This window comes from Lysinibacillus contaminans (assembly GCF_001278945.1).
In the GTDB taxonomy this organism is placed as follows: domain Bacteria; phylum Bacillota; class Bacilli; order Bacillales_A; family Planococcaceae; genus Lysinibacillus; species Lysinibacillus contaminans.
In genome coordinates, this window is record NZ_LGRV01000009.1 from 32,929 (window position 1) to 46,362 (window position 13,434).

13 protein-coding genes are annotated in these 13,434 nt (G+C 39.6%); 11 read left to right on the forward strand and 2 right to left on the reverse strand.

Translation table 11 applies throughout. The features are described 5' to 3' along the window. The first annotated feature begins 53 nt into the window (after positions 1-53). Entirely contained in the window at positions 54-1,259 is a 1,206-nt protein-coding gene (locus tag AEA09_RS19145) for an MFS transporter (RefSeq protein WP_053585563.1), read from the forward strand. A gap of 54 nt (positions 1,260-1,313) precedes the next feature. Here the strand turns inward: AEA09_RS19145 and AEA09_RS19150 are convergent, their stop codons facing one another. After that, complete coding sequence (locus tag AEA09_RS19150) at positions 1,314-2,000, reverse strand: adenine nucleotide alpha hydrolase family protein (RefSeq protein ID WP_053585564.1); 687 nt, start codon at positions 1,998-2,000, stop codon at positions 1,314-1,316. Positions 2,001-2,614: 614 nt separating this feature from the next. Between AEA09_RS19150 and AEA09_RS19155 the strand changes: the two genes are divergently transcribed. The 9 genes from AEA09_RS19155 (at position 2,615) to AEA09_RS19195 (ending at position 11,720) form a co-directional block, all read left to right on the forward strand. Beyond that, on the forward strand, positions 2,615-5,029 hold the full coding sequence (locus AEA09_RS19155) for a Na+/H+ antiporter subunit A (RefSeq protein WP_053585565.1): 2,415 nt from the start codon (positions 2,615-2,617) through the stop codon (positions 5,027-5,029). After that, positions 5,016-5,438 (forward strand): Na(+)/H(+) antiporter subunit B, encoded by a 423-nt coding sequence (locus AEA09_RS19160; protein ID WP_053585566.1) that lies wholly within the window; start codon positions 5,016-5,018, stop codon positions 5,436-5,438. The genes AEA09_RS19155 and AEA09_RS19160 overlap by 14 nt, the downstream gene beginning before the upstream one ends. Before the next feature lie 3 nt (positions 5,439-5,441). Further along, positions 5,442-5,780: a Na(+)/H(+) antiporter subunit C gene (locus tag AEA09_RS19165; protein WP_053585567.1), complete on the forward strand. Its 339-nt coding sequence runs from the start codon at positions 5,442-5,444 to the stop codon at positions 5,778-5,780. Then, positions 5,773-7,278, forward strand: a complete 1,506-nt coding sequence (locus AEA09_RS19170) for a Na+/H+ antiporter subunit D (RefSeq protein WP_053585568.1) — start codon at positions 5,773-5,775, stop codon at positions 7,276-7,278. The genes AEA09_RS19165 and AEA09_RS19170 overlap by 8 nt, the downstream gene beginning before the upstream one ends. Then, positions 7,278-7,760 (forward strand): Na+/H+ antiporter subunit E, encoded by a 483-nt coding sequence (locus AEA09_RS19175; RefSeq protein WP_053585569.1) that lies wholly within the window; start codon positions 7,278-7,280, stop codon positions 7,758-7,760. The genes AEA09_RS19170 and AEA09_RS19175 overlap by 1 nt, the downstream gene beginning before the upstream one ends. Next, positions 7,760-8,044: a Na(+)/H(+) antiporter subunit F1 gene (locus AEA09_RS19180; RefSeq protein WP_053585570.1), complete on the forward strand. Its 285-nt coding sequence runs from the start codon at positions 7,760-7,762 to the stop codon at positions 8,042-8,044. Before AEA09_RS19175 ends, AEA09_RS19180 begins: the two co-directional genes overlap by 1 nt. Next, entirely contained in the window at positions 8,022-8,381 is a 360-nt protein-coding gene (locus AEA09_RS19185; RefSeq protein WP_053585571.1) for a Na+/H+ antiporter subunit G, read from the forward strand. The genes AEA09_RS19180 and AEA09_RS19185 overlap by 23 nt, the downstream gene beginning before the upstream one ends. Before the next feature lie 308 nt (positions 8,382-8,689). After that, the gene (locus tag AEA09_RS19190; protein ID WP_053585572.1) at positions 8,690-9,505 is read left to right on the forward strand and encodes a metallophosphoesterase; all 816 of its coding nucleotides are present in this window, start codon (positions 8,690-8,692) and stop codon (positions 9,503-9,505) included. Positions 9,506-9,722: 217 nt separating this feature from the next. After that, positions 9,723-11,720: a methyl-accepting chemotaxis protein gene (locus AEA09_RS19195; protein ID WP_053585573.1), complete on the forward strand. Its 1,998-nt coding sequence runs from the start codon at positions 9,723-9,725 to the stop codon at positions 11,718-11,720. 82 nt (positions 11,721-11,802) lie between these two features. On the opposite strand, the gene AEA09_RS19200 is transcribed toward AEA09_RS19195, so the two are convergent. Continuing rightward, positions 11,803-12,990 (reverse strand): serine-tRNA(Ala) deacylase AlaX, encoded by a 1,188-nt coding sequence (locus tag AEA09_RS19200; protein ID WP_053585574.1) that lies wholly within the window; start codon positions 12,988-12,990, stop codon positions 11,803-11,805. 137 nt (positions 12,991-13,127) lie between these two features. Here AEA09_RS19200 and AEA09_RS19205 point away from each other — a divergent pair, with 137 nt between their 5' ends. Beyond that, complete coding sequence (locus tag AEA09_RS19205) at positions 13,128-13,415, forward strand: DUF6509 family protein (RefSeq protein WP_053585575.1); 288 nt, start codon at positions 13,128-13,130, stop codon at positions 13,413-13,415. Positions 13,416-13,434 lie beyond the last annotated feature (19 nt).

The following is a 13,434-nucleotide window of genomic DNA, read 5'->3' on the forward strand; positions in this document are numbered from 1 at the left end:
AATAGTATGCGACAAGTACTAATAATTAAGTAATGCTAAGAAAGTGTGATGTAATGAATAAACAAGTAGCTAATTTTAATAATCCTGTCTATCCAATTATGATTGCTATTGGCATAGCTCATTTAATCAATGATACGATGCAGGCAGTTATTCCAGCGATGTTTCCCCTATTGGAAAAGGATTTAGGATTAACCTTTACACAGCTCGGGCTCATCTCATTCGTGTTAAATATAATCGCATCTACCTTACAGCCAGTCATTGGATTTGTTAGTGATAAAAAACCGATGCCATATGCATTACCAATTGGGATGATGAGCTCATTTATCGGCATTGCGATATTGGCGTTTTCGACACAGTATGAGGCAATTATAGTTGCGGTTTTATTTCTCGGCTTTGGTTCAGCTGTCTTTCACCCAGAGGGATCGCGTGTATCGTTTATGGCGGCAGGTTCAAAAAGGGGACTTGCACAATCTATTTATCAGGTTGGGGGAAACTCGGGACAAGCGCTTGCCCCTTTAATTAGCGCCTTTATTTTTGATATTTATGGTCAGCGTGGAGCTGCACTAGTGCTACTTGCAACTTCAGTGGGCATTGTTGTATTGGCGAATATTTCAAAGTGGTATAAAAAGCAATTAGAGCAAGAGCGTACTTCTAAGAAAAAAAGGATTTTAGTGTCATCCTTGCCACCGTTGACAAAAAAACAGGTGGGTACTGCGTTAACATTACTTTTTATTATTATTTTTGCACGATCATTTTATACAACAAATATTACGAGCTTTTATGTGTTTTATTTGATGGATCATTATGATGTGAGCTTACGTATAGGACAAATATTAATTTTTACATTTATGGCGTTTGGCGTTATCGGGACTTTTTTCGGAGGTTCATTATCAGATCGTATTGGTCGAAAAAATGTTATTTTACTTTCTGTCGTGGTGCCTCTACCATTTTGTTTGGCATTGCCGTATGTGCCGTTATGGGCAGCTATTATATTTTTAATTATTATTGGAGCCCTTATTATGATTAGCTTTTCGGTGACGGTTATCTACGCGCAGGAACTAGTTCCAACAAAAATCGGTACGATGGCAGGTTTAACGACAGGCTTTGCTTTTGGTATTGGGGCAATTGGCGCGATTGTGATCGGTGTGTTGATGGATCATAAAGGCATTGATTTTACGATGATTGTCGTATCGTTATTGCCGTTACTTTTATTAGTTGCATTGTTCTTACCAAAGGATAAGCCAGCCTCGACGTTGTAATGTATAGACTGATATGAAAAACACGCCCTTTTATTAAAAAGGGCGTGTTTTTATTTATTGACGTAATGGTGATAAAAATCCCTCGGGCAAAAGCTTCACATCGACAACGAGCCCCTCGGTAATGTGGACTTCGTGCATTTTGTCATTGTAGGTGAATTTGAAAATACCGTTATCAAAATCGGTCCCAATTTCTTTGAAGAAAATCCCTTCGATTGAAACATATTTTGGACAAGTAAATGCTACATTAAAGTTTTCATTTTCTTTAATCAGGTAAGCACGTACGCCTTTTTCATATGTATCATAGATTTCGTCTTCAGTTGGGCGTTGTACGGCAACGATGTGGAAATCAACAAATGGCACTTCTTTTAACAACACATTTAAGAATGAACCCTTCGTAATCTCCTCCCAGCGACTTTGTGCGCTCTGACCTACGATAATTTGAGAAATGCGGTAATTTTTTGCGACTTCACTAATAACTTTTTGAATAGGTCGTTTTTCGTCATCTAGTAAAATGAACTTTTCAACCTCAAGTTCTTCTGATAAATTCTTCCATTGTTCAATATAGCGTGATTTTTCTGCATCGAATGTATCGAGTGGCTTTGAATCAACGGAAAGAATGTAAAGTGGACAATCTAGCATTGATGCTATTTTATGACCTCGACGAATTAAACGTTCGCCGTTAAGTCCGTAGTACACACAAACCAAAATACTTTCGTCCAATCTCCCTTTTACATGTTTCATAAAAAAATCACACCTCTTATCTTGTCATTATTTTGTTTATTTATGCTTTACTATGAGGAATTTATCCTAAAACAGCTAAAACCGATACTGTTGCAGTGCATAGTGCTTACTTATAATGTATACTTAAAAATGTATAATATTATATTTCTATATCTCGGTTACACCTTTAAAAATAAGGGATACATTTAGGCTTTCTAGTTATTTAATTTATGCATGGCATGCATTTTAGATGTTCTACCCCTATATGCCACATTATTATGCAGTGAGATAAAAAGATAGTCAAGTGTCTTCACTAAAATCTGGTATGTAAGAAATTTTTTTAAATGTTAGTTATGGCTCTACACCAAAATTTGTTCTTGATAGCACATTACACTCATGGCGGACACTTTCCGTTGGCGTCTCCGCTTTCCGTTCCATGTGCGTATAAAATAGTAGATTTTCTTTTAAAGTTAAGGACATGTTTTGGTAATGATCCTAAATTATTTTAACTTAATTCAGCAAATGTTTTAATGTACGGAAAGCAAAGTGACAGATACCTAAATGCCTGCTGAATTAAGTTAAACCCTTCGTTGGAGAAAGTGCGAAGGAAAATTTGATTTGTAGGAGGTTTTCGTTTGGTTACAGTTCTAATTGCAATAATTTTACCATTTGTCTGTGCTGCACTTATTCCGCTTTTATACAGGCGACTGAGGCGTATTGCGCATCTTGGCTGGTTTGTTTTGTCCGTTCCAATCATATTGTTTCTTTTACTTGCACGGCATATACCTCAGATTGCTGCGGGTAAAACGTTTGTCCATACATATGAGTGGATTCCCTCTTTTTATATAAATTTCACGACGTACCTAGACGGGCTCAGCATGATTTTTGGTTTGCTGATAACGGGTGTAGGTAGTTTAGTTATTTTATATTCCATTTTTTATTTATCAACGAAAGAATCACTTCATCATTTTTACTGCTACTTATTACTATTCATGGGCGCTATGCTTGGCGTCGTATTTTCAGATAATTTAATGGTGCTTTATATGTTTTGGGAACTAACGAGTGTTTCGTCATTCCTATTAATTGCATTTTGGCATCACCGTAAAGCTTCCCGTGCAGGGGCACGAAAAGCAATGACGATTACAGTCTTCGGTGGACTGTCGATGTTAGCTGGTTTTTTAATGCTATACGTGGCATCTGGAACATTTAGCATTCGAGAAATTATTGCGAACGTAGCTACTATAAGCGAGCATACATTATTTGTGCCTGCATTACTGCTTGTTTTGCTAGGGGCTTTTACAAAGTCGGCACAATTCCCATTCCATATTTGGCTACCTGACGCGATGGAAGCACCGACACCAGTTAGTGCGTACTTACACTCAGCAACGATGGTGAAGGCTGGGATTTATATCGTGGCACGTTTCTCACCAGTGTTTGGCGGAGAGCTGCTATGGTTCTGGCTTGTGAGTGGGACAGGCTTAGTGACACTGTTTTGGGGCTCATTTAATGCCGTGCGTCAAACGGATTTAAAAGCGTTACTTGCCTATTCGACAGTTAGTCAGCTCGGGTTAATTATGAGTTTATTTGGTCTTGGATCAGTGGGGCATTATTTCGGTTATGCAGATAGCTCCATTATTTATACGCAGGCTAGTTTTGTAGCATTGTTTCATCTCATTAACCACTCCACGTTTAAGGGCGCGTTATTTATGATGGTCGGTATTGTCGATCATGAGGTGGGAACACGTGATATTCGTCGTTTAGGAGGATTAATGGCGTTGATGCCAGTAACGTTTACGATAGCTGTTATTGGTGGCTTATCAATGGCTGGGCTACCGCCGTTTAATGGGTTTTTAAGTAAGGAAATGTTCTTCACAGCTGTTTTAGCTATTCGTGATGTTGAGGCGTTCTCAATTTCAGATGTTGGGGTTTTGTTCCCAATTATCGCGTGGGTGGCAAGTATTTTCACATTCGTCTATAGCATGATTCTTATTGGTAAAACATTTTTCGGGAAATTACAGCCAGATAAAATGGATAAAAAACCGCATGAAGCACCAATTGGCATGCTAATTTCACCACTTGTGCTCTGTACTTTAGTAGTGGGGATATTCTTCTTCCCAAATGTCTTAGGACATTATATTTTACAGCCGGCAATGGCTAGCATTTATCCTACATTTCCATCTGCTAGTGAGTTGACGCCACATATTTATGCATGGCATGGCATTAATACCGAGTTACTGATGACATTTGGTGTTGTTATAGTAGGTGCAATCTTGTTTAAAACGTTGAAAAGTTGGAAGCCATTGTACAGGATATTCCCACAAAAATATTCGTTTAATGCGTACTACAATAGCATGATTACATTCGGTGAAAATAGTTCAGAAAAGTTCACAAATCGCTATATGACAGGCAATTTAACACATTATTTTGTTTATATTTATGCGTTCTTTGTTGCACTGATTGCAGGATTCTTCATTTGGTCGGAGGCATATGCATTTAATTTTGCGAAGGATTCTGCAGTAGAGTCCTATGAGTTGATTTTAATTTTCGTCATGATGTTCGCTGCTGTCTTTATGCTGTTTGCCAAAGGGCGTATTACCGCAGTGTTGTTAAATGGTGTACTTGGCTATTCCATTGCGTTCTTCTTCGTAATTTTCCGCGCCCCTGATTTAGCATTAACACAGCTTGTGGTGGAATCAATAACGACCGCATTGTTTTTATTATGCTTTAAATATTTACCGGATTTAATGCCGGAGAATTCACGAAAGCGTGTGATATGGTCAAATGCCATTATTTCGATTTTTGTTGGAGCTACAGTAACGTTGATTGGCTTAGCGGTCGTGCATTACGACAAGTTTAAGCCGATATCACTGTACTTTAACGATGCGTATGAATTAGCGGGCGGGTCGAATATTGTAAACACGATATTGGGGGATTTCCGTGCGTTGGATACGATGCTAGAAGTTGTTGTGCTTCTCATTGCGGGCTTGGGCGTGTATACGCTGACGAAGTTAAAGCCACGAAAGGAGGAGGCAGAACATGAAAATAAATGATGTAATTTTACGTACCGTGACGAAGGCGGTCGTGTTTATAATTTTAACGCTCGGCGTGTATTTGTTCTTTGCAGGACATCATGCGCCGGGCGGGGGGTTTATCGGAGGGCTTGTTCTTGCTTCTGGTATCGTCCTTTTGTATTTAGCTTATGACATTGAGACGGTGCATAAAGGGATGCCGTTTGATTTTAAAAAGGTCGCTGCGCTTGGGGTGCTTCTGGCTACTGGAACAGCAGTTGGTTCACTTTTCTTTGATGCACCTTTTTTGACACAGGTCTCTAACTATGTGGAGGTTCCGATTTTTGGCAAGATGGGCTTTTCTACCGTAACAATTTTTGAAGCAGGTGTTGCATTAACGGTTGTCGGTGTTGTGGTGACAATAATTTTAAGTATAAGTGAGGATGAGTAGCCTATGGAATCGTTAATACTAATTTTAGTTGGTGTATTAGTAGCTGTAGGGACATATTTAATCCTTTCGAAGCAGTTATTACGTGTTATTTTAGGCACAGCTGTATTATCGCATGCAGCGCATTTACTCATCTTGACGATGGGTGGATTGAAAAAGGGTGATGTACCGTTACTTGGTGAATCAGAAGGACCATATACAGATGCATTGCCACAAGCCTTAATATTAACAGCGATTGTTATTAGCTTTGCAGTGACGGCGTTTGTGCTCGTTCTCGGCTACCGTACATATAAAACAAATGGTACGGGTGACTTTGATGAATTGAGGGGTACGTCGGATGAGTAATATAATTGTTTTACCATTAATTGTACCGGTCATTACGGCGATTTTACTTGTATTTATACGTGAGCATGTCATGCTACAACGAATTATTAGTTTGGTAACCTTTGTATTTGTGGCGATTGTTAGCATGGTGTTACTGAATGAAATTCAAGTGCAGGGTGTACTACGTATTGACTTTAGTGGCTGGCTACCGCCATTCGGTATTTTATTTGTTGCAGATTCATTTGCCATGTTGCTCGTTTTAGTGGCGAATATTGTTTCAGCCATCTGTGTGCTATATGCAATTTTCACAATTGGTGAACGTGCTGAAAAAATGTATTTTTATCCATTTGTATTGCTTATGGTAGCGGGGGTTAATGGTTCATTTTTAACAGGTGATATTTTCAATTTATTTGTGTGCTTTGAGGTCATGCTTTTGGCATCTTACGCCTTAATTAGTCTCGGTGGAGAGAAAATCCAACTACGTGAGGCGTTAAAATATGTACTCATTAATATTGTCGCTTCATGGATTTTCCTTGTGGCGTTGGCTTTTTTATACGGCACAATTGGCACATTAAATATGGCGCATATATCCGTGCGTGTTACGGAAACAGGTGCAGATCCTCTTATAACAACGGTAGCGCTTATTTTCTTAGTAGTATTTAGCTTGAAGGCTGGTCTTTTACTATTCTTCTGGTTACCAGGTTCATATAGTGTACCGCCAACAGCGGTGGCGGCATTGTTTGCGGCGCTTTTAACAAAGGTTGGGATTTATGCACTTGTGCGTACGTTCACTTTATTATTCCCGAATAACACGGAAGTAACACATACGGTGCTCGCGGGTATGGCTGGAATAACAATTATTGCAGGTTGCATGGGCGCATTGGCCGGTCGCGATGTGCGTACGATTGCTTCTTATAATGTCTTAATTGGAGTTGGCTTTATTGTGGCGGGTCTTGCCATTGGCACAGAGTCGGCATTACAAGGAGTAACGTATTATTTAATGCATGATATGGTGGCGAAGGCGATGTTATTTTTAGCAGTGGGCACGATGATTTATGTAACTGGAGAAACAGTGATCGACAACATGAGTGGACTTATTCGAAACTATCCGTTATTTGGGTGGCTGTTCTTTTTGGTTATGTGTTCTCTTGCTGGAATTCCACCGCTTAGTGGCTTTTTAGGCAAGGTGTTAATTGGACAAGGGGCGATTGAAGGCGGTAATTTCGTTCTTTTAGGGCTAGGTTTCTTATCGAGTTTAGTCGTATTGTATTCACTATTACGTATTTTCCTTTCGTCGTTTTTTGGAGAAACGATTATTAGCTTGGAAGATGAAAAGCCATTACCGAAGCGGATTGTGCTGCCATTGGTGTTACTTGCGGCTTGTACAATTGGTTTAGGTGCTGGGGCAGAATTAATGGCACCTTATGTCACCGATGCTGCTGAAACGCTCTATACGCCATCTATTTATATTGACGCAGTGTTAGATGGTCAAATGTGGCAAGGTGAGGTGAATGAATAATGGCAAGTCAATTTCTATTGAATTTATTTATCGCAACGCTCTGGCTATTATTACAAGATGAGGTCGTGCCGCAATTTACAACGTTTTTAATGGGCTTTATAGTGGGTATCGGCATATTGTATGTGATGCACCGCTTTTACGGTACGCAGTTCTACTTACGTCGAGTATTTTCGATAGTGAGGCTAATGCTGTTGTTTAATTGGGAGTTGCTGTTATCCAGTTATAGTGTGTTAAAACAAATTACGACACCGAAGTTAACTATTACACCAGGAATTTTCACGTACAAGACGGAGCTAAAGGGTGACTGGGAAGTGACTGCACTTGCGTTATTGTTGACGCTGACACCAGGTTCGGTCGTGATGGAAGTGTCAGAAGAAGGCGACTTATTTTATATTCATGCAATGGATATGGAAGAGTCAAAGGATGCTGTAATCCGTTCGATTGGGAAGTTTGAGCAGGCGATAATGGAGGTGACACGCTAATGATTGATAAAATTTTGCTACTAGCTCTTGCGCTGTTTAGTATATCGATTGCGCTGTCCTTGTACCGGGTGATTCGTGGGCCATCGATGCCAGACCGTGCCATTGCGCTTGATACAATTGGCATTAACTTATTGTCTTTGATTGCGATTGTGTCGATTGTGTTAGAAACGAAGGCGTATTTAGAAGCTATTTTGATTCTTGGGATTTTAGCATTCATAGGGACGATTGCCTTTACGAAATATATTGAAAGAGGTGTGATTGTTGAACGTAAATCAACTGATTGAATGGACAGCTGTCATCCTCATACTAATAGGCTCGATTGTTAGTGTTATTAGTGCATTCGGCATGATTCGCTTGCCGGATGTATATACACGTTCGCATGCAGCGACGAAAAGCTCAACATTGTCGGTGCTGACATGCTTACTTGGTGCATTTATTTATTTTTGGGTGCATGATGGGTATGTTAGTGTACGTTTAATTTTAGGTATATTATTTGTCTTTGTGACAGCACCAGTAGCAGGGCATTTAATTTGCCGTGCTGCTTACCGTTCACGTGTACCGTTAGCTGAAGGTTCTGGTGAAGATGAGCTCAAAGAGAAACTATTTCCAAGCGAAAAATAATGTATGCAGATCTTCTTATATGGAGGTCTGTTTTTTTTGAATTATTCATAGTTTAGGAAATGATTACGTACAATTGGCTTCAATAAGTAGAAGCTAATCTAAGAAAAATATCTTAGCTATTTGATTAGATGAAAGGATGAAGTTTAACATTTTTTCAAGTAACAACGGGAATTGTAGCGTAAATAATATACATATAAAAACTAAAACAATAGATTTTCTATGTATAACGCTTACAATGGGACGCTTTTTTGCTTATAATAAAAGGGGACGTATGTCTTAAATAGAAGTCGTGAAATGAGCGATTACGAGTGAAAAAATTATTATATTTATGTTTACTTGTTATTTTTATAGTCATTTTTTTGTACGTAAACAATCATTGGATTGTTGTGAGTGAGCATGTTTACGAATCAGAGCGTGTTCCTTCGAGCTTCGATGGCATGCGTATTGTACAGGTATCAGATTTGCATGATGCTCTTTTTGGTAATAAACAGGAGAAGTTAGTGCGGAAGGTGAAGGCTGCGAATCCAGACGTAATATTTATTACAGGCGATTTAGTAGATAGTAATCGATATAATTTAGAACAGAGTTTGCAGGCAGTAAGGCAGTTTGTAAAATTAGCGGATGTATATTATGTACTAGGCAACCATGAAGTAGCGACGAATAAGGTGAATGAAATTTATGAGGCGTTGTCATCGTTAGGTGTACATGTGATGGCCAACACATCGACTGTGTTAGAGCGCAACGGGGAGCGCTTGTCGATTGTTGGTATTGAAGATCCGTTAACGGGTATGGAAACAAAAGATATGCTTGCAATGGCTACTGCACATATTCCGCAAGACAGGTTCACATTGTTGTTGGCGCATCGACCTGAGGTTTTTGATGTTTATGTAGATCAAGGAATTGATGTTGTGTTTTCTGGTCATGCCCATGGCGGACAAATTCGTATTCCTGGTGTTGGTGGGCTTGTAGCGCCAGGACAAGGACTTTTTCCAAAATATACAGCAGGTGTTTACGAGGAAAATGAAACAAGGATGGTTGTTAGCCGTGGATTAGGCAATAGTTCAGTGCCATATCGTATATTCAATTTGCCAGAAATTGTTGTGTTTGAATTGCATAATAAATGAAAAAAGCACTGCATGGGTGGATTTCTATGCAGTGCTTTTTCGTTGTCCACTTCGCCTTTATGTAAACCCTGTGCACGTAGTGTAAAATACATTTTAATCCATATATTAAATTGATTGGTAAAGTTCTATTGACAACCTATTCTAATAGACCTACTCTGAATAAGTGAGAAGTGAGCAATATTTTACATAATTCAGAAGAGAAGTGGGCGGAGCGAATATGTGGATAAAAGGTATTGGTGGTAAATTAATTGTTGCAATTATCGCACTCGTATTAGTGACTTGTGGCGCGCTCGGGATATTTACATGGATAAACAGTACAAATGCGGTAGGTGAACAAGTAAGATCTAACTTAGAGTCGAGAGCAGAAGACGTTTCAAAATACATAGAAGAACATTTCCAATTAACATTGGTGGAGGTAGAGGCGATTGCTGAGCAAGCAACGATTCAAAGTATGGATTTTGAAGAGCAAAAAAAATACTTAAATAGTCGCCTAGAAGATAATGAAAATTATTTGAGTTTTGGCATCATTACAGCTGATGGTACAGCACATTATTTAGATGATACAACTGCAGATTTAGGCGATCGCGATTATGTGAAGGCTGGTTTTACAGGAAAGTCTGTTATGTCGGAGATTACAATTAGTCGAGTGACAGGTGAACCAGTTATTTTAATCGTGACACCAATTGAGACCGTGACAAACGAGGACGCATTGTTACTAGCTCGTATTGATGGTTATTATTTGTCAGAAATTGTCGAGGATATTACGGTTGGCAACAGCGGTTACGCAATGATGTTAGATGCTAAAGGCACAGTCATTGGTCATAAAAACCATACTCTTGTGAAAGAGCAAAGTAATGCCATTTTGGCTGCTAATGAGTCAGGTGAAAAGACGGGAGAAGCGTTAGCTGTACAAAAAATGGTTGATAATACGAATGGGTATTTTACTTTTGATACGAAGGAAACAGGCACGAATTTAATGGGATATCATACATTGAATAATGGTTGGAAAATGGGTGTTATTGCGATTGAAGACGAAATGTTCGCAGGACTTTCACGTTTGAAAAGCGATTTTTTAGTAATGACAATTATCGTTTCAATACTTGGAATGTTGATTTCGTTTGCTATTTCTCGTTCTGTGAGTAGACCAATCCGCCACGTTGTACGTATTAGTGAAGGCTTATCTATAGGTGATTTCACGCAAGAGATTCCTGACAAGTATTTAAAGCGTATTGACGAGATGGGCACAGTGACGCGTGCGCTTGATCGCATGACAGATAATATGCGTGAGATGATCGCACAGGTAGGGAAGGAAGCGACAGCAGTAAGTGAGGCATCCTGTGATTTAATGGGGGATGTACTAGCTGTGACCAATCATTCCAAGCACATTGCAGGTGCGATTGAGGAAGTGAATCGCGGTGCACAAAGCCAAACAGCCATGTCTGAAGAAAGTGCTTCGGCTATGGAGCAAATGGCTTTAGGTATTCAAAATGTAGCAGAAGTAGCTTCTTCTGTTGCCTCAAATACAGAATTTATATCTGAAAAAATTAGTGAAAGTAATGGTGCGGTACAACAGTCGATTTCGCGTATGAATGAGATTCAAGCAGGTACGAATATTGAGTTAGACGTTATTCGTAAGCTAGCGCAAGAATCGAAGGAAATTGGCTTGATTTCAAAAATGATTACCGATATTTCCGACCAAACGAATTTACTTGCACTTAATGCATCGATTGAGGCAGCTCGTGCTGGCGATGCAGGGAAAGGATTTGCAGTTGTTGCAGATGAAGTGCGTAAATTATCTGTGCAAACAGCAGAATCTGCAGCAAAAATTAATATGTTAATCGATAAAGTACAATTGTACACATTAGAAGCTGTGAAGGCGGCCGAATCCGGTGAGGAGAACGTAGGACGTGGCCTAACATCGATTCAAGCAGTTGGTGAACGTTTTGAGGAAATGGTGAGTGCGGTAGGTGCAATTGCTAGCCAAATTGAAGAGTTGAATGCTTCGGCGGAGCAAATGTCTGCGAATACGGAAGAGGTCTCAGCTTCGATGGAAGAAATGGCTGCAACAGCACATGCGGCAAGTAATCACGTCCATGAAGTTAAAAATGCAACAGAAGAACAGATTACAACGGTTACCGCAATGAATGAACAAACTGTAGAGCTTTCGGAAATGGCGAAGCGCTTAAACAGTGCTGTACAGAAATTTAAATTATAAAATAGAAGAACCTCGCAAATTTCGAAGTGCGAGGTTCTTTTTTCATTTTGTAAGGTTTATGTCGATAAATCATAAAATAGCATTAATAACGATGTGCATCCTGCATAGCAATAAGTAGCTGTGCGGCAGACATAGTTTTTTCGCCGCCACCTTGCACCATCTGATCGCCACCGCCACCTTTACCATTTATGAGTGGCAACACGTTTGCAGCAATAGTTTTCATGCTCATATCCACTTGTGCACCGCGTGCTGCGACAAATTGCAACTTGTCTTCGTTATCAGAGGCAACTAATACAATAGCATCTGGACGTTCTGTAACTGTGAAGCGAGCTAGCTTTTGTAGTTCTTGCACAGAGCGTTGACTAAAGTGCGCTGCTAAGACTGGGCTATCTGAGAGAGCTAGCGCCTTCGCTTCAAAAGATAGTAGTTCTTCTTTTGCCGCAGCAAGTGCTTTTTCGGTCACTTTTTGGGCATTCAATACTTTTGTCAATGCTGTTGCTGCATCGATTTCTGGCACGCTGAGCTGACGAGCAACATCGGATAATACCGTTTTTCGCATTGCCAGCTCAGCTAGTACGCGACGACCACAGACAAATGAGATACGAATATTACCTTTCATTTTTTCAGTACCAAGAATTTTAATGGCACTGACTTGGCCCGTAGATGTCGGATGTATACCACCACAGCCGTTGTAATCATAGTCGGGAATAATAACGAGGCGAATATCACCAGTTACTGCAATTTCCTTACGTAAGTTATAATCACTGAGCTCGTCCTCCTTCACCCATTTAGTGTGAATTGGACGGTTTTCTAAAATAATATCATTCGCACGAGCCTCTGCTGCCGAAAGCTGTTCATTTGATAAGTGATCGACTGCAATATCGATTGTTACCTGTTCGCTACCTAAATGAAAGCTTACAGTTGGCGCATCAAATAATTCGACGAAAGCCGCTGTTAAAATGTGTTGGCCAGCATGTTGCTGCATATGGTCGAAGCGGCGTTGCCAGTTCAGCTTGCCGTGTATCTCACCTGTTAAAGTAGCGGTATCCCCTTCTATATAATGACGGATTTCATCGTCAATTTTTTCAACATCTATCACGGCAATTTCGTTTAATGTGCCTGTATCATGCGGCTGGCCGCCACCTGTTGGATAAAAGGCTGTGTTTGATAGCACGACGTATTTTCTGCCGTCTTCTTCTATTCCTGTATGACTCACTGTTGCATCAAATTCGCGTAGCATTGCGTCCTGATAGTATAAGTACTCTTTCACTATGAGATGCCTCCCTTTTAGTACGTAGTGTTTCTATTTTGGCATAATTGCTAAAGGCTGTATATGAGTTTTCAATTGACCAAAGCTGAAATTGCTTTATTATTAAAAGGACAGGTCAAGATAAAGGAGCTAGAAAAATGGACATTACACAATTTTCAGTTGAAGAAATTTTAGATCCAACAAATATTATTGAAGGCAAACGTTATGAATTTATTCTAGATGTAGAAATCGATGAGGAAGATGAGCTATATCATGAAGCTGGCATCGAAATTCGCGTCTTACTTGGAGAAAAAGACGGCGAGTCATTTATTTTAAATTATTTTATCATTGAAAAAGCAGAGAACGAGTATTTGGACTTTGCATTAGAAGATGAAGAATTAGCAACGATTTTGACGTTCTGCCAAGAGGCATTAACAAAGAAATAAGTTGAAAGCTATTATATAA

Excerpts from the sequence above, each read along its gene's own strand:
- AEA09_RS19145 (WP_053585563.1), top strand. The coding sequence starts at position 54 with ATGAATAAACAAGTAGCTAATTTTAATAATCCTGTCTATCCAATTATG.
- AEA09_RS19150 (WP_053585564.1), bottom strand. The coding sequence starts at position 2,000 with ATGAAACATGTAAAAGGGAGATTGGACGAAAGTATTTTGGTTTGTGTG.
- AEA09_RS19160 (WP_053585566.1), top strand. The coding sequence starts at position 5,016 with ATGAAAATAAATGATGTAATTTTACGTACCGTGACGAAGGCGGTCGTG.
- AEA09_RS19165 (WP_053585567.1), top strand. The coding sequence starts at position 5,442 with ATGGAATCGTTAATACTAATTTTAGTTGGTGTATTAGTAGCTGTAGGG.
- AEA09_RS19170 (WP_053585568.1), top strand. The coding sequence starts at position 5,773 with ATGAGTAATATAATTGTTTTACCATTAATTGTACCGGTCATTACGGCG.
- AEA09_RS19175 (WP_053585569.1), top strand. The coding sequence starts at position 7,278 with ATGGCAAGTCAATTTCTATTGAATTTATTTATCGCAACGCTCTGGCTA.
- AEA09_RS19180 (WP_053585570.1), top strand. The coding sequence starts at position 7,760 with ATGATTGATAAAATTTTGCTACTAGCTCTTGCGCTGTTTAGTATATCG.
- AEA09_RS19195 (WP_053585573.1), top strand. The coding sequence starts at position 9,723 with ATGTGGATAAAAGGTATTGGTGGTAAATTAATTGTTGCAATTATCGCA.
- AEA09_RS19205 (WP_053585575.1), top strand. The coding sequence starts at position 13,128 with ATGGACATTACACAATTTTCAGTTGAAGAAATTTTAGATCCAACAAAT.